13 protein-coding genes are annotated in these 16,206 nt (G+C 70.9%); 5 read left to right on the plus strand and 8 right to left on the minus strand.

The features are described from left to right. The first annotated feature begins 76 nt into the window (after positions 1 to 76). Positions 77 to 2,263 carry a glycoside hydrolase family 3 N-terminal domain-containing protein gene (locus ABD230_RS03475; RefSeq protein ID WP_344369476.1) on the plus strand — a complete coding sequence of 729 codons (2,187 nt, stop codon included), beginning with the start codon at positions 77 to 79 and terminating at the stop codon, positions 2,261 to 2,263. Here the strand turns inward: ABD230_RS03475 and ABD230_RS03480 are convergent. The 8 genes from ABD230_RS03480 to ABD230_RS03515 form a co-directional block, all read right to left on the minus strand. Beyond that, a complete protein-coding gene (locus tag ABD230_RS03480; protein ID WP_344369478.1) occupies positions 2,256 to 3,791 on the minus strand; it encodes a family 43 glycosylhydrolase in 1,536 nt (511 codons plus the stop codon). The genes ABD230_RS03475 and ABD230_RS03480 overlap by 8 nt on opposite strands. Before the next feature lie 21 nt (positions 3,792 to 3,812). Next, the gene (locus tag ABD230_RS03485) at positions 3,813 to 4,274 is read right to left on the minus strand and encodes a nuclear transport factor 2 family protein (protein WP_344369480.1); all 462 of its coding nucleotides are present in this window, start codon (positions 4,272 to 4,274) and stop codon (positions 3,813 to 3,815) included. After that, positions 4,271 to 5,746 (minus strand): C-glycoside deglycosidase beta subunit domain-containing protein, encoded by a 1,476-nt coding sequence (locus tag ABD230_RS03490; protein WP_344369481.1) that lies wholly within the window; start codon positions 5,744 to 5,746, stop codon positions 4,271 to 4,273. Before ABD230_RS03490 ends, ABD230_RS03485 begins: the two co-directional genes overlap by 4 nt. 54 nt (positions 5,747 to 5,800) lie before the next feature. Continuing rightward, positions 5,801 to 7,102 (minus strand): C-glycoside deglycosidase beta subunit domain-containing protein, encoded by a 1,302-nt coding sequence (locus ABD230_RS03495; protein ID WP_344369482.1) that lies wholly within the window; start codon positions 7,100 to 7,102, stop codon positions 5,801 to 5,803. Between the two features lie 38 nt (positions 7,103 to 7,140). Continuing rightward, positions 7,141 to 8,736, minus strand: coding sequence for a GMC oxidoreductase (locus tag ABD230_RS03500; protein WP_344369483.1), 1,596 nt, complete (start codon positions 8,734 to 8,736; stop codon positions 7,141 to 7,143). Between the two features lie 20 nt (positions 8,737 to 8,756). After that, positions 8,757 to 10,250, minus strand: coding sequence for an MDR family MFS transporter (locus ABD230_RS03505; RefSeq protein ID WP_344369484.1), 1,494 nt, complete (start codon positions 10,248 to 10,250; stop codon positions 8,757 to 8,759). Positions 10,251 to 10,377: 127 nt separating this feature from the next. Next, positions 10,378 to 11,178 carry a hypothetical protein gene (locus ABD230_RS03510; RefSeq protein ID WP_344369486.1) on the minus strand — a complete coding sequence of 267 codons (801 nt, stop codon included), beginning with the start codon at positions 11,176 to 11,178 and terminating at the stop codon, positions 10,378 to 10,380. Then, positions 11,175 to 12,236, minus strand: a complete 1,062-nt coding sequence (locus tag ABD230_RS03515; protein ID WP_344369487.1) for a Gfo/Idh/MocA family protein — start codon at positions 12,234 to 12,236, stop codon at positions 11,175 to 11,177. The genes ABD230_RS03510 and ABD230_RS03515 overlap by 4 nt, the downstream gene beginning before the upstream one ends. Before the next feature lie 100 nt (positions 12,237 to 12,336). Here ABD230_RS03515 and ABD230_RS03520 point away from each other — a divergent pair, with 100 nt between their 5' ends. The 4 genes from ABD230_RS03520 (at position 12,337) to ABD230_RS03535 (ending at position 16,204) form a co-directional block, all read left to right on the plus strand. Further along, positions 12,337 to 13,605 carry an ROK family protein gene (locus ABD230_RS03520; RefSeq protein ID WP_344369488.1) on the plus strand — a complete coding sequence of 423 codons (1,269 nt, stop codon included), beginning with the start codon at positions 12,337 to 12,339 and terminating at the stop codon, positions 13,603 to 13,605. Between the two features lie 129 nt (positions 13,606 to 13,734). Further along, a complete protein-coding gene (locus ABD230_RS03525) occupies positions 13,735 to 14,148 on the plus strand; it encodes a hypothetical protein (protein WP_344369490.1) in 414 nt (137 codons plus the stop codon). 15 nt (positions 14,149 to 14,163) lie between these two features. After that, entirely contained in the window at positions 14,164 to 15,204 is a 1,041-nt protein-coding gene (locus ABD230_RS03530; protein ID WP_344369492.1) for a restriction endonuclease subunit R, read from the plus strand. A 67-nt stretch (positions 15,205 to 15,271) separates the two neighbouring features. Next, on the plus strand, positions 15,272 to 16,204 hold the full coding sequence (locus ABD230_RS03535; RefSeq protein WP_344369494.1) for a LysR family transcriptional regulator: 933 nt from the start codon (positions 15,272 to 15,274) through the stop codon (positions 16,202 to 16,204). The last annotated feature ends 2 nt before the right edge of the window (positions 16,205 to 16,206 follow it).

Raw genomic sequence — 16,206 nt, forward strand, 5'->3', positions numbered from 1 at the left:
CTCGCGCTCCGGGCGGCGACCGCCGTTCGGCATCACCGCGCGAACGACGCACGGCGACATCACGAGAGGGAAACCGATGACCGGGCCCACTCCGCGCAGCACGCGCGTCCGTCACCTCCTCGACGAGCTGAGCTGGACCGAGAAGCTCGGGCAGCTGCAGATCGTCTTCCGTCCTTCGCCGGTCGACGCGGCTCAACTCGTGCGCGACGGCATCGGCTCGGTGTTCTGGCCGCGATCGGCCGCGTCGGCGAATGAGCTCCAGCGCGTCGCCCTCGAGCAGACACGAGTCGGCATCCCGCTGCTCGTCGGGCTCGACGTGATCCACGGGCACCGCACGATCGGACCGGTGCCGCTCGCGCAGGCCGCGAGCTTCGATCCGACCATGGTGCAACGGCTGGCACGCCTCGCCGCGGCAGAAGCGCGTTCCGGCGGCGCGAACTGGACCTTCTCCCCGATGGTGGACGTCTCACGCGACCCACGATGGGGCCGATCGGTCGAGGGCTTCGGTGAGGACGTGCACCTCACGGCCGAGATGGGTCGCGCGATGGTGCGCGGCTACCAAGGCGACTCGCTCGCAACGCACGACTCCCTCGCGGCCACCGCGAAGCACTACGTGGCATACGGCCAGCCCGAGGGCGGGCGGGACTACGGTGCGGCGGATGTCTCGGAGCACCGCCTGCGCAACGTGCACCTCGAACCGTTCCGCGGCGTGGTCGAGGCGGGCGCGGCATCCGTCATGGCCTCGTTCAACACCGTCGCGGGACGCCCGATGCACGCCAACCGGCGACTCCTGACAGACCTCCTGAAGACGGAGTGGAAGTTCGACGGCGTCGTCGTCGGCGACGCCGACGGCGTCCGCAACCTGATCCCGCACGGCATCGCGGGCGGGCTCGCCGAGGCGGTCCGCGTGGCGTACGCGGCGGGACTCGACGTCGAGATGGGCGGCGCCCCGTCCGACGTCCCCGTCGAGGAGATCGCTCCCGGCCGGATCGATCCGGCCCGAGTCGATGACGCCGTCGCGCGAGTGCTCTCCCTCAAGGAGGCGCTGGGACTGTTCGACGATCCGTACGTCGATGAGGAGTCGGAGCGCCTCGAACCGACCGCCGAGGCTCGACGGATGGTGCGCGCCGCGACCGCGCGTTCCTCCGTGCTGCTGAAGAACGACGGCACCCTTCCGCTGCGTCGGCCGCGCCGAATCCTGCTCGCCGGCCCGTACGCCGAGTCGACCGACCACCTGGGCGCGTGGACGCAGTCATTCGCTGCGCCGGCTCGAAGCATCGCGGACGAGTTCCGCGCCCGGCTTCCCGAGGCGGAGGTCCGCGTCGAGACCGGCGTGGGGTTCCTCGACGACGACGCCTCGGGGATCGCTGCGGTGGTCGCTGCGGCGCGCGACGTCGACGTCGTCCTGATCCTCGTGGGAGAGCCGAGTTCGCTGTCGGGTGAAGCCGCGTCGCGCAGCGACCTGCGTCTCCCGGGCCGACAGGAGGAGCTCATCCACGCCGTCGCCGAGATCGGTGCGCCCTTTGCGGTCGTGCTCGAGAACGGCCGCCCGCTGGTGGTGTCGGGCTGGATCGATCGGGCACCCGCCGTCGTCGAGGCATGGCACGGAGGCACGGAGGCGTCCGCCGCGATCGTCGACCTGCTGCTCGGCGACGCGGAACCCGCCGGACGGCTGCCCATGTCCTTCCCCCGCTCGGTCGGCCAGGTGCCCGTGTACTACGCCCACGAGCGCACCGGACGACCGGCGAGCACCGGCGGCACGCTGACCGAGACCAGCGCCGATGTCGGGCTGCATGGTCCGGCGAACGTGCACGAGAAGTACACGTCGAAGTACCTCGATCTCGACCTCGGACCGCAGTTCGCGTTCGGGCACGGCTCGGGGTACGCGAGCTTCACCCACGCGGCCCCTCGGTCGAGTCGCGACGAGATCTCGCTCGTCGACCTCGGCGATGGGATCCGGGTCACCCTCGCCGTCGACGTGACGAACACCTCCGATCGAGCCGGCGACGAGATCCTCCTCGTCTTCCTCGAGGACGTCGTCGCAAGCATCGCCCCGCCCGTCCGTCGTCTCGTCGCGTTCGAGCGACGAACGCTCGGCGCAGGCGAGTCGGCGACGTTCTCGTTCGAGCTCGGCTCGCGCGAGCTGGGGTTCTGGGCGACGGATGCCGCGGACGCGCGCTTCGTCGTCGAGCCCGGGCTCTTCCGCCTGCACGTCGGCCCGACGCTCGAGCGCACAGAGGCGGTCGAACTGCGCGTCAGCTGAGCGGGCGGTAGCGGAGGTCGCGGAACCGCGCTTCTCCGGCACCGCTCGCGTAGATCGCGGGGCGGAGGCTCTGCAGGTCGCCCGCCGTGTTCGCGTGGTAGCCCGAGGTCTCGTAGCGGATGGCGTGCCGAACCCAGTCCTCGCCGAGCGACCGGTACCACGACGTGACGATGTGCTCGTCATTCCGGATCCGCAGGCGCATCCGCCGGGCCGGCGGTGCGGGCTCGCGCCAATGCGTGCGGAGTCCGCCCGAGTAGCTCGCCATTCGGTCGCCGTCGATCCCCATTCCGCAGAAGAGTCGATCGTTGAAGTACAGCAGTAGGCCGGCCTCGACCGCGTCCTCGCCGAGCAACTCCACCTCGACCTCGATCTCGTACGAGTGGTCGCCGGTCACGAGGCAGAGCGGCGATGTGCCGGACGGCCCGTCGCCCCGCGCGCGCAGCACCAGGCCGTCGTCGATGCGAAGCCGGTCGGCCTCATCGGGCGAGGGCGCATGGAACGTCCACCGCTCGCCGAGCCGGAACGCGTCGAGGTCCTCGGCGAAGTCCGCCGCGGGGCGCTGCGGCGCGGCACCCGCCGGCGCCGGCTGCGGCGCACCGATGTCGCCGGCGACCGCCACGGGCCATCCGTCGTCGGTCCATGCGATCGGCTCGAGCAGCACCTGACGGCCGAGCGTGCGGAAGCCGTGCTCGTACCCGTGCGAGAGCATCCACCAGTCGTCGGCGGGTCCGCGGAGGATCGTCGCGTGGCCGCGCGACCACCAGCGCTCCGCGGCATCCTGCGTGCGGGCGATGGGGTTGCCCGGATGGTTCTCCCACGGACCGTGCACCGAGCGCGAGCGCGCCACGATGACCATGTGCCCGGTCGGCGGTCCCGCGGTGCCGCCGACGGCGCTGACCAAGTAGAACCACTCGCCGCGACGGAACAGCTTCGGGCCTTCGAGTGCGTAGGCCTCGGTGACCCACTCGTCGGGGTAGCGCCATCCGTCGTAGGCCTGCTCGAGCTCGCCGACGGTGGCCAGGCCGTCGTCGGTGAGTCGCACCATCCGGATGCCGTTGACGAACAGATAGCGCCGCCCGTCCTCGCCGACGACGTGGCCGGGGTCGATCGCGCCCCGGATGGCCAGGTCGATCGGGGCGGACCACGGGCCGCGCATCGAGGGCGCGTGGATGACGAAGATCGACGGCTCGGTCAGCTCCGACCACGGCGTGGGGATGAACGGGATGTAGATGAAGAAGCGCCCGTCGTGCTCGGCGATGTCGACCGCGAAGGTGTTGCCGAGCGGCCGGGGCAGCGCAGCCCCCTCGTACGTCCAGCTCACGAGGTCGGTCGAGCGGTACAGCGGCAGGCCGGGTGCCGCCTGGAACGACGAGTACGTCAACCAGTACTCGTCACCGACTCGGATGACGGAGGGGTCGGGCCGGTCGCCGGCGAGCACGGGGTTCACGAAACTCGTCACGGGGTCGTGGTCTCCGAGGACGTCGGACGGGCCTGCGACATCCGCTTCGGGGCCGTCGACCTCGATCATCGGGATTCCGTTCGGACCGGTCTATCCGAGCGGGGTCCGGCCTTTGGCGCGGGCGGCGCGCTCGGCGCCGGCCAGGATCTCGCTGTCGAAGTACTCCTGCTGCAGGATCACTCGGCCGTCGCGCACGCGGAGGACGTGGATGAACGACTGCGGGTAGGGCTCGCCGAGGAAGGTCGCCTCCGGCACCATCCGGCTCGTCACGAAGAAGAGCTCCGGGTCCTCGGCGGGATGGATGACCAGGTCGCGATGCACGCACTCGACGAACATGCCGGCGTTGTTCACGGTGTTCGCGACGATCTCGTCCCGGCCCTCCCAGCGCGTCTTCGGCAGCCCGGCGGGCGCGAACGGCAGCTCCTTCACGCCATCGGGATGCCACAGCGCGAGCCGCTCCTCGGGCCGCTCGAGGTTCGAGGCGAAGAACGCCTCGACGACGGCGAGGTTCGCGGAACGCAGTTCGTCGATGGTCCTCTCGGTCGCGCTCATGCCGGCTGCACCGCCCGCATGCTCGCGCGGATGAGGTCGTGCTGGCGGCGCACGAGCAGCAGCGGGTCGACCTCGCCGAGCTCGGCGAACGCGTGGCCCTCCCACTCGCTCGACCAGTAGCCGCGGTAGCCGCCCTCGACGAAGACGCGCACGAGCTCGGGGTAGTCGATCGCGGGCTCCTGACCGCGCTCGTCGATGTCGTAGAACTTCGCGTGCACGTGCAGGATCTGCGGCATGATGTCGGCCCACTCGCGCGGGTCGACGTGGCCGTGCATGTTGAACGCGAGGTGCGCGAACGAGCCGAGGCGGCCCGGGTCGAAGTCGCGGCCGCGGAGGTAGCCGATGAACTCCTCCTGGCGTTCGCGCATGGGCGCGTCGGTCGCCCAGATCGCCTGCAGCCGGTCGAGGGCGTCCGCGTCGAGACCTGCCCGGCGCACCGCCCGCAGCAGCGTCGGCGACATCGCGTGCATGGTCGAGGAGAAGTCGGCGACGAACCCGAGCAGCGGCGAGTCGAGCTCGGCGTAGGTCTCGCGCACCTTCAGGATCGGCTCGGCGTTCGGGCCCATCGGCGCGTGGATCTCGTAGCCCAGCTTGAGATTCAGTTCCTCGGCGACCGGAAGCAGCCGGCGCAGCAGCTCGGGCTTCGCCGACTGGATGCGCACGAGCGGGAAGCCGAGCTTCGCCGCGCCGCGGAAGAGCGTCTCGCTGAACGCGAACTCCTCGTCGGGTGTCATGTCGCGGTCGCGACGGCGGCCCATGTCGAGGTTCGCGCCGAACGAGCTCGCGTCGAAGCCGTGACGGTCGAACGCGTCGCGCCACGTGCGCACGAACTCGTCGGAGACGACCGGGTAGGTCGGCAGCACCTGGGAGGCGACGATCTCGATTCCGGGGCCGATGCCGAGCTCCGCGACCCGGTCGAGGAGCCCGTCGAAGTCGTACCAGCCCGCGCGGAACTCCGCGCTCGCGGAGTAGAGCGTGAGGCCGAGCTTGAACGGGTCGGCGTCGGTCGCGGGCGGCGGCGGCGCGACATCCGTCACCATCGCGGGCGCCGGCGCGTCGCGGTCGGTGACCGTCAGCGTCAGGGACTGGCGCACGACATTGGGCACGTACATGCCCGGCCCGCCGTCGGCGCCGGGCGCGATCTGCATGTATGGCAGGCGCAGCTCGCCGAACACCTCGATGTCGTGCGACTCGCCGAGCGCGACCGGCTCGGCTCGCGTGGCGATGAGCAGCGGATGCACCTGCAGGTACCAGAGCGCCTCGCTCTGCTCGGGCAGTTCGTCGAGTGCGTACCGCACGCCGCCCAGCTCGAATGCGAGGTCGCCAACGGGCACCTCCTCGCCGTCGACCGTGAGTCGCAGCGTGGACACCGACGACAGCCAGAGGCTGCGGTACCACGGCAGCGTGAGCGAGAGCGCGAGGCCCTCGGGGTGGGTGCGCAGGCTGTCGGCCTGGATGAGTCCGTTCGGCATGGTTCCTGTCCTGTCCTGGGTGGTCGTGAATGACGGTCGAGCGGATGCCGCGGCTCAGAGCCCGGCGGCGATCCGGCGGATGAGCGAGTGCTGGCGGCGCACCTGTTCGATGGCGCGCCACGGCTCGCGCTCCCCCTCGTACTCGCTCGAGAGGTAGCCCGCGTAGCCGGCGTCCTTGAGCGCGCGGAGCACGGGCTCCCACGGGATCTGCTGGTCCTCCTGGTGCTCGTCGATGTCGTGGAACTTCGCCTGGATGAAGACGACGTACTTCGCGATGTCGGCGATGTCGGCGGGGTCGACGCCGATGCCGTCGAGGAAGGCCGGGCGCTGCCCGGGCAGCTCGCCGGGCCGCAGCGGGATGGGTCGGTCCTGGAAGATGCCCGTGTCCAGCAGCAGGCCGAAATGCTTCGTGCCGGTGCGCTCGATGAGGTCGATGTAGTCGTCGACGACGGGGTGCTTGATCGGCGTCGGCGAGTGGATCTCGGGGCAGATGACGACGTCGAGTTCGGCGGCGAGGTCGAGCGAGCGCTCGACCGATTCGGTCCAGATGGGGTCGGGCACGAGGTCGCTCGAGACGACGCCGATCTTCGGCCGGACGAACCGGAAGCCGAGGCGCTTCGCGAGCCGCAGGTCGCGCTGCAGCATGCCGGCGCCCTCCTCGGCGGTGAGCCGGCGCGCGTTCGGCCCGCTGGAGTGCAGGCGGGTGTCGATCCACGAGCCGTAGTTGGTCGGCTCGAGGCCGTACCGGTCGAGCAACGCGAACCAGCGGTCGATCCACTCGGTCGTCGGCTCCGGGTACCGCTCGATGTGGCCCTCGCCGAGGATCTCGACGCCGGTCGCGCCGACGTCGGCGACATGGGCGAGCGCGGTCTCGAGGTCGAGCACGGTGCCGTAGTCGGTCATGTAGCTGTACAGCGAGACGCCGTACCGGAAGGGCCCGTCGTCGCCGTCCGGCGAGAGCGTGATGTGCCGGGTGACGCGGTAGGTGCTCGGCTGGTGCTCCTCCGGGATGTACGACATCCGGAGCCGCAGCTCGATCGAGACCTCGTGCGTGCCCTGCGGGAGCCCGCCGTCGAACGGCACGGTGACGACGGCGGCCTCCTCGAGCGGCCAGCGCACGCCGTCGACGTCCCAGAGCTCGGCGAGCGTGTAGGTGCGCGCGCCGAAGGTCCAGCGCGGCACGTCCGGCCCGACGTCGACGAGGTCGCCGACGCGCACCGCGATGCCGTCGATGAGGGACGCCGCCATTCCGCGGTACGACGGCATCCGCACGCGGAACTGGAAGCCGGTGACCCGATCGCCCTCGCGGACGTTCCGGAAGCCGGTGGACTGGATGAGGTCTCGCTCGAGCAGCATCGTCGCTCGCTCTCCTTCGTGCGGTCGGGTTCGGGTGGTCAGGCGGTGACGGATGCCGCGGTGCGGGCCGACAGCCCCTCGACGGCCTTCCGTGCTCCGCGAACGGCGATCGCGACGCTCATGAGCGTCGGGTTCATGGCCGTCGCGGTCGGGATCAGGGCGTTGCCGCCGACGACGAGGCCGTCGACGCCCCACACGCGCGACCAGGGGTCGGCCACCGACGTGCCGTCGTCGGCCGGCCCCATGCGCATGGTGCCCTGGTAGTGCAGGCTCGAGCCGTTGGGCATGAGTCGCGGCTCGGCGACGAACGTGCCGAGCGCCTCGCCGGCTCGTCGCAGCCGGTCGGTGGCGGCGTCGATCTCAGCGTGCTCGCGGTCGGTGAGCTCGTACTCGATCGTCATGTTCGGGAAGCCGCGGTAGTCGAGCTCCGCGTCGTCGAAGGTCACGGCGTCCTCGTAGCGCGGGAACTTGCGCATGCCGTAGCCCATGTTGACGTACCCCCAGCGGTTCGTCGCGAGCGGATGCTCCGGGTCCATGGGGAACGGCGTGGTCTCGGAGTACATGACCTGGAGGGAATACGGGTGGTCGGGCTCTGAGAAGGGGATCCGGTTCACGGCCGCGACGGGGTCGGCGGCGTTGGTCGCGCGGCGCGCGAGCTCGGCGTCGAGTTCGTCCTCGGTCGCGTAGCGCGCCATCTGCTCGCCGTCGAGTGCGACGGTCGAGATCACGACGGGGTGCTCGGTGAGGTAGTGGCCGAGCGCCGTCGGGCGGATGCCCGACGCCCAGAGCAACTGCGGGGAGCGGAACGCATCGGCGGCGACCACCACGAGGTCGGCGGGCACGAACGCGGTTTCCCTGGTGCGCAGGTCCTCGACCGTGACGCCGGTGACCCGCTCGCCGTCCCGCTCGATGCGACGCACGAGCGAGAGGTCGCGCAGCTCGAACCGCTCGGCGAGCGGGTCGCCGGGCTCGATCAGTGGGCCGAGCACGGCGTCGGCGCCGGCCCAGCGCATGGTTCCGTCAGGTTGCGGGTCGCCCGCGACGGGCAACGTGCCGGGGCCGTAACCCTCCGGCAGTTCGGCGCCGAATTCCTCGGAGAGCAGCGAGCGGATGCCGCGTCCGACGGCCGAGTCCGCGAATGCCGCGCTCTGCGCGTGCAGCAGCCCCTCGGCCGTCCGGATGAGATCCTCCCACTCGTCGTCGGCGATGAAGTCGACCTTCTCGCTGAACGCCGGACGCGGGATGGCGCAGGTCCAGTGCGCGCCCTGCCCGCCGACGTTCGTGGCACCGGCCGCGGCCGGGAAGCTGGGCGCGTGGGCCGAGCCGTCGCCGCCGAAGTCGAACAGGTGCGTGCCCTGGCGGGCCGTGAACATGCCCTCGACGACCGTGGCTGCCGGGATGCCCAGCGACTCGCGGTGGTCGCCGGCCTGCGGGCCCTGCGACATCTCGCGGGCGCGCGCCTTCTCGTCGGGGTCGGCGATGTTGCGGACGCTCTCACCGGGGCGGGCGGTCAGCTGCGGGCCCGCCTCGAACATGATCACGCGTGCATCGGGCAGCCCCTTGAGCAGGAGTCGCGCGTAGGCGGAGCCGATCGGTCCGCTGCCGACGACGGCGATGGTGGGGTGGTGCGACATGTGCGTCTCCTCTTCGAGTCTCACGCGGTGGCGGGTTCGGCGGCGGGTTCGGTGGTGGAGGTCACCGGCTCGTCGGAGAGCCGGCCGGGAGGAAGCAGGACCGCCGCGACGACCCCGACCGCATAGGTGATCGCGAGCGCGGCGAACACGGGGACGAAGACGTCGCCGTAGATCTGCGCGATCTCGCCCTGGATGACGGGTGCGGCGCCGTGGACGACCTCCGGGGTCAGCGACGAGGCGTCGAGCGTCGAGGGCAACCTCGCGGCGACGCCTGCGCCGATCACCCCGCCGATCACGGCGGTGCCGAGCGTCGACCCCATCTGGCGGACGAGGTTCGTGGTCGCGGTGATGGTGCCGGTCTCGTTGCGCGGCACGGCGCCTTGGACGACGGCGATGACCAGGCTCATGAACGACCCGGTGCCGATGCCGACCAGGAACATGACGGCCATCGGCACCCACAGCGGCGTACCGACCGGCAGCAGCGCCATCGCGAACAGTCCGGCCGCGGCGAGGCTCGTGCCGAAGATCGTGTACCCGCGGTAGCGGCCGGTGCGGCTCGCGAGCCATCCGGTGCCGAGGTTCGACACGAGCATGCCGAACACCGTCGCGATGGGGACGAAGCCCGACACTGTGGCGCTCGTGCGGTACGCCATCTGGAAGTAGGTGGGCAGGTAGCCCGTCACCGAGAACAGGCCGATGCCGATGATCGCCGACAGCGCGATGCCGGCGGCGACGGTGCGGTTCGCGAAGAAACCGAGGGGGACGATGGGCTCGGACGCACGAACCTCGATCAGGAAGAACGCGGCGAGGGCGATGCCGCCGAATGCGAAGGCCACGACCGCGGCCAGCGCCGACCCGGGATCGCCGACCCAGGTCACCCCGAGCACGAGGGCGACGAGTGCGAGCGTGAACGCGATGGCGCCGGCGAGGTCGAAGCGACGCGGCGTCGTCTCCACGTGCGGGATCGCGAACACGGCGAGCGCGAGCGCGACCACGCCGAACGGCAGGTTGATCCAGAAGACCCACGACCATCCGAGGTAGTCGGTGATCAGGCCGCCGAGGACTGGCCCGACGAGGATCGCGATCGGGAACGCCGCGCCGATGATGCTCATGTAGCGCGGCCGCTGACGAGGCGTCGTGACGTGGGCGATGATCGTCTGCGACATCAGCTGGATGCCGGCAGAGCTCATGCCCTGCGCGATGCGGGCGATCACGAGCTGGGTCATGTCCTGCGCGAACCCGCAGGCGAGGGATGCCACCAGGAAGACGACCACGGAGGTCAGGAACACCAGGCGCGGCCCGACGAGGTCGCCGAGCTTGCCGAGGACGGGCAGCAGGACGGTGCTCGCGAGCGTGTAGCCCACGACCACCCAGCTCATGTGCTCGAGGGCGCCGAGCTCGCCCGCGACGGTCGCGAGCGAGGTCGCGACGATCGTGTGGTCGAGGGCGCCGAGGAAGGCGACGGTGAGGAGGGAGGCGACCAGGAGCCGGAGTCGGAGCGGCGAGAGCGACATACGTGGAATGCCCGAACGATCGGGCCGTCGACGTGACCGGGTGTGCCCTCGCCCGCGACGTCACGGAGAGGATCGGATCCGCAGGATCCCAACGTCATGTCGATTCTAGGCGGTCTTTAGTCGAAAATCAACTAAAGATGATCGAGTCACGACTGCTGAGCACCTCCGCCGCGGCCTCCGAATCGTGCAGAAGGTCCGCCAGATCCGACGTCGACGAGCCCTCCGCGATCGCGTCGAGCGCACGACGGAGGGCCACGCGCTCACCGGATTCGAACCGCGTCGGTGCGACGAGCCGTCCTCCGACGCTGGCGGTCGAAAGTTCGATCCGATCGAGCGTCCCGTCGAGCTCGATCTCCGTGGTCGTCTCGCCCAGCCCTCGCACCCGCAGCAGGTCGTCGGCGCCCGGCGTCCGGATCGCCGACAGCGTTCCGGTGACACGGCCGTCCGTGCTCAGCAGCGCCGTGACCGCCCGTCGTGAGCTCGGACCACCCTCGGTGGCGGCAATCCCCACCGGTGAGCCGACCAGTTCGCGCACCCATCCGATCGCGTCCCGGACGACGGCGGGCTGTCGCTGTCGGTCGGCGCGACATTCGGCGACCGTCACGCGAGGTGCGGTCCCGCCGCGAGCACTGAGCGCGTCGTCGACGAGATCTCGACGCAATCGTCCGCGATGGACGAGCACCGGCGTGCCGGTCCCTGTCCTGAGCCGCGCGATCGGAGCGGGAGGGGTGGAGTCGGGTTCGGTGACCAGGACCGCCCGCGCGCCGTCCCGGATCGCCTCCCCCGCGACGTCCCACCACGCGCCGGCGCCGTCGACCATCACGATCGCACCAGCCGCGCGGCCGCTCGGCACTGCACGCTCGGGCAGGCCGGCGACCGCCACGCGATGAGCCGGAGTCGTCGCGACGACCGGGATGCGGGCCGTCACGTCGATGCTCCTGACCGGACCGCCTCGGCGGCCGCGTCGGCGAGCGCGATCGCGAACAGCGCGTCGTCGAGGAGCTCGTGGTATTCGGTCGTGGCCGCGCCGTCGAGTAGGTCGGCCAGGGCGAGCCACTCGGCGAGGTAGCCGTCCGCACGATCGCGGCGGTAGGTGGTCGTGCGCCCCTCCCCGAGTCGGACGCGGATGTCGGCACTCCCCGCGTGCACGAACGCCGGCGGGAACTCGACGTCGAGCCGGTCGTCGTCGGTGTCGACGGTCAGCCGCCAGAGCGGATCCGGGCCGTCCGGCAGCATGACGGCCGTCAGCAGGATCGAGATGCCGCCGGAGCGGAAGCCGACGGCGTACCCGATCGGCGGCAGGGGCGCGGCGAAATCTACGCGTTCGAACTCGGGCGCCAGATCGCGGATCGCGGGGAGGTCGTGGATCGCGAGTCCGAGCACGAGCTGCCGGACGACCGAGGCCGCCACGTCGGGATCCGCGAGATCAGGGGCGCCGCCTCGACGCGTTCCGCCGGCGTCGAGGAGCTCGGTGACGGCGGCGTGGAAGCGCCCGTTCGGCGGAAGCGCGACGGAGGCCGAGACCGCCCGGATGCTCGACTGCCGGGAGACGAGATGACGCTTGGCCCGTGCCCACGCCGGGTCGTAGAGGTGGTTGGTCGCGACCACGAGCGGGATCCCCGCGTCCATGCAGGTCTCGACGATCTCGGCGGCATCCGATGCCGTCGTCGCGAGCGGCTTCTCGCACAGGATGGCTCGCACACCCGCCCCAACCGCCGCGCGGACCTGCGCGGCGTGCTGGTCCGGTGGGCTGCAGATCGCCACGACCTCCACCGCAGGGTCGGCGAGCAGGGCCGAGGTTCCCACGGACGCCGCCGCACCGATGCGTGACGCGAGTGAGGCCGCCCGGCCGGAGCCCGAGTCGCTGACGTGCACGACCGAGAACCGCTCGGCCAAGCGGTCGAGCGTCGGCAGGTGCAACGCGGACGCGCCCGGACCTGCGCCGATCACGCCGACACCCCACACCATCGCCACTCCACCTGCCACTCGAGCACTTTCGCAGCAACTATACAAAAGTTGGCGCAACTTCTGTCTAATTGGCTGCGAAATAGCCCGATGTCGCCCGCCGTTGTGTCAGAATCTGTGCATGTCACGCGAGTCCACACTCCGCTTCGGCGCCCAGACCGACGAGGTCACGAGCCTCCTGCGCATCGTGAACCTGGTGCGCACGGGCGAGGCCGCAACCCGACCCGAGATCGGGCGGGTCACCGGGCTCGGGCGCGGCGTCGTCACGCAGCGCGTCGACCAGGCGATCGACATGGGATTCCTCGCCGACGGCGAGTACGGCCCTTCGTCCGGCGGCCGCGCACCGCGCACGCTCCGGTTCCGGTCCGAGCAGGGTCGGATCATCGTGTGCGCCTTCGGCGCGCTGCACATCAGGGTCGGCATCGCCTCGCTCGACGGCGACATCGTCGACGATCGGCACATCGGGTGGGACATCGCACGAGGTCCCGCAGAGACGATCGACCGTGCACTCGAGCTCGCCGACGAGATCCTCGCGCACCATGAGGACGTGCCGGTCTGGGGCGTCGCCGTCGGCATCCCCGGGCCCGTCGACTTCGACAGCGGTCGGCCCGTCGCTCCGCCCATCATGCCCGGATGGAACGGCTTCGACATGCGTCGACGCTTCGAGGAGCGATTCGACGCTCCGACCTGGGTCGACAACGACGTCAACCTCCTCGCCTTCAGCGAGCGATCGCGCCGACAGGACGAACGGCTCGACCTGATCTTCTTCAAGGTCGGCACCGGGATCGGCGCCGGACTCCTCTCGCACGGACGCATCCATCGGGGCGCCAACGGCGCGGCCGGCGACGTCGGGCACGTTCGCGTGCTCGGGTCGGACTCGCAGTGCCGGTGCGGCAAGGTCGGCTGCCTCGAGGCCGAGGCGGGCGGATGGGCGCTCGTGCGCGACGCCGAGCGAGCCCTTGCGGACGGCGCGGGCGGAGCCCTCGCGCGGGATGCCGCCGACGGTGAGGCGATCACGCCGCAGGCCATCGCGATCGCCGCGATGAACGGCGACGCCCTCGCGATCTCGCTGATCCAGCGATCCGCCCGGCTCGTGGGCGAGTCCATCGCCGCCCTCGTCAACATGTTCAACCCGGCCGTGATCGTGGTCGGCGGCGCCGTGTCGTCGGCGGGCGAGGTGTTCCTCGCAGAGGTCCGACAGCGCGTGTACGAGCTGTCGCTTCCGCTCGCGACCCGCGACCTCGCGATCGTGCGCTCGCTCGGCGATGAGCGGGAGCCGCTCCGCGGCGGCGCCGAGATGGTCCGCGAGCAGCTGTTCGAGACGACCTTCCCCCGATGGTTCGCGGAGGGGCGTCCCACCATCCGAGACGTCATGCCCGCGGCATCCTGATCACTTCTTTCTTTTTTCGACATAAGCGCGTATCTTTCTGTCTCAACATGAGACCCGAAGGAGCGCCATGTCCGAATCGAAGGCCCACCGCGTCCTCGGCGGACTCGCCGCGGCGGAGGGAGACGACGGATGACGCTCACCGCGCTCCGTGAGGGTGCCCTCGCCTCGACTCCCACGGGCGCGACGGTCCGACTCGGCCTGCCCTGGATCCGGTCACTGCCGCTCGCGAGCCTCCGCGGCCTCGAGGTGACGATCGACGGCCGGCCGGTCGAGACGATCCGACTGGAGCTCGGCGGTCGACTCGTCGACCCATCGGCACTCGCCGACGAACTCGGGTGGTGGTTCGTCCAGGATCGCCTCGTGAGCCACGTCGATCGGATGCTGGAACCCGGTGGCCACGACGTCTCCGTCGCGTTCACGCTGATGATCCCGTACCTGCAGGCCGGACCGGACCGACCGCTCACCCTCCCGTTCGTCGCAGAGCGCAGGCTCGTGCTCGACCTCGAGTCGGCCGCCCCGTCCGTCGCTCGCGACGTCGCCTGATCCCCGGAGACACTCGTGAACCCCGAACTCCCGGCCGGCTGCACGCTGGCCGCCAGCGCCTTCAACTGGACGCCCGACGTCATCCGGGCCGAACGCACGGCGACGGACATCGCGGTCGGCATCGTCGAGGACGGGATCGCCTCGACCATCGAACTCGAACCGGGCCAGCTCTGGCGCTCGTTCCCGACCCCGCTCGACCGCGAGGTCGACGAACTCCGGGGGCGCCTCGACGCCGCGCGCGGTCGCGTGAGCATCGTCGGCGCCAGCCTCGACGACTGGATCGACCCGACGCATCGTCGATCCGATGCCGAGCGACTGGAGTTCCTCCGTCCCCAGCTGCAGGCCGCGCACCGCGTCGGCGCGTCCGGGGTGCGACTGCCGGTCGGGCAGGCCGGCCGGGGACTGCTCGAGCAGCTCCTGCCGCTCCTCGCCGATCTCGACCTCGTGCTCTACGAGGAGATCCAGGGGCAGCAGTCGCCCGCGTCACCGGCCACCGCGCCGGCGATTCAGACCATCGCAGACCTGGACGACCCCGGCCTCCGCCTGCTCGTCGACATCAGCATGCTCATGCCCGCCCTCCCGCCGAGCTACCTCGATCGCCTCGAGCGCGCCGGCATCCCCCGCGCGCTGCTCGCGCGCCTCGAGTACGACTGGCAGGACCCGTCGACGGGTGACGCCGTCGTCGAGCATCTCCGCTCAGGCGCCGTGCCCGCGTCGATCCACGCGATGTACATGAACCTGCTGGTGCGGTTCGGCCGCTCCGAGGCGGTCGAGCTCCGCGACATCCTGCCGCTCGTCGGCGCGTTCCACCTGAAGTTCTGGGATCTCGACGATGCCGGCGCTCGCGTGTCGGCACCGATCCGCGACCTGGGCACCGTGCTCGCAGGGACACGCTTCGCCGGCACGCTCACCAGCGAGTGGGGCGGCCACGAATGGCTGGAGGAAGCCGACGCGTCCGACATGACGCGACGCCACCTCGCCCTCGCGCGCGAGGCGCTCGTCGAGGGTGGGCTCGTTGCCGCCGGCACCGGGCGAGCGCATCACGGAGCGCAATAAGCTAGCGTTCGGCATCGATCACGTTGATAGACTGGGCGCACCCGACCCAGTGAAGGAACACAACGACGTGTCCGATTCCCATGCTCCGCTCTCGCGACTCGACCTCAACCTGCTCGTGTCGCTCGACGCCCTGCTCACCGAGCGCAGCGTCACCCGCGCCGCCGAACGCCTCCACCTCAGCCAGCCCGCGCTGAGTGCGTCCCTGGCGCGCCTCCGGACGCACTTCAACGACCCGATCCTGGCGCGCAGCGGCAACACCTACGAGCTCACTCCGCTCGCCTCGCGGCTGACCGAGCACACCGCCGCGGCCCTCGACGCCGCCCGCCGCGTCTTCGAGAGCTCGGCCGAGTGGGACCCGAGCCAGTCGACCCGCGAGTTCGCCATCTACGGCTCCGATTACAGCGTCGCCACCACGGGCCGGCGCGTGGCCGCCCTCGCGGCCGAGCGGGCCCCCGGTGTGCGGTTCCGCTTCATGATGCACAACCCGCAGATCGTCGAGGACGCGGTCAACCGGTTACGTAGCGCCGACGCCCTGCTCATGCCGCACGGCTTCCTCACGGACCTGCCGTTCACCGACCTCTGGACCGACCGATGGGTGGTGCTGGCCTCGGCCGATCACCCCACGATCGGCGACGAGATCACGCTCGACGACGTGGCCCGGCTCCCCTGGGTGTTCACCTATCAGTCGCGCTCGGCGTTCACCTCGGCCACCCGGCAGATCCAGCAGCTCGGCATCGAGCCGCGGGTCGAAGCGGTCGTCGAGAGCTTCCTGCTCCTGCCGATGTTCGTCGCGGGCACCGACCGGCTCGCCCTCATCCAGGCCAGCCTCGCCGACTACGCGCGTGACGCGGCCGGGGTCCGAGTCTTCGAGCCGCCGTTCGATGCAACAGCCATCCACAACGCGATGTGGTGGCATCCGGTGCATCGTCGTGACCCGGAGCACGAGTGGTTGCGCGGGCTGTTCCTCGAGGCCTCGACGGGCCTCGACGTCGAGGCCTGACG

Origin of the sequence: Agromyces tropicus (genome assembly GCF_039531345.1) — a bacterium.
Taxonomy (GTDB): domain Bacteria; phylum Actinomycetota; class Actinomycetes; order Actinomycetales; family Microbacteriaceae; genus Agromyces; species Agromyces tropicus.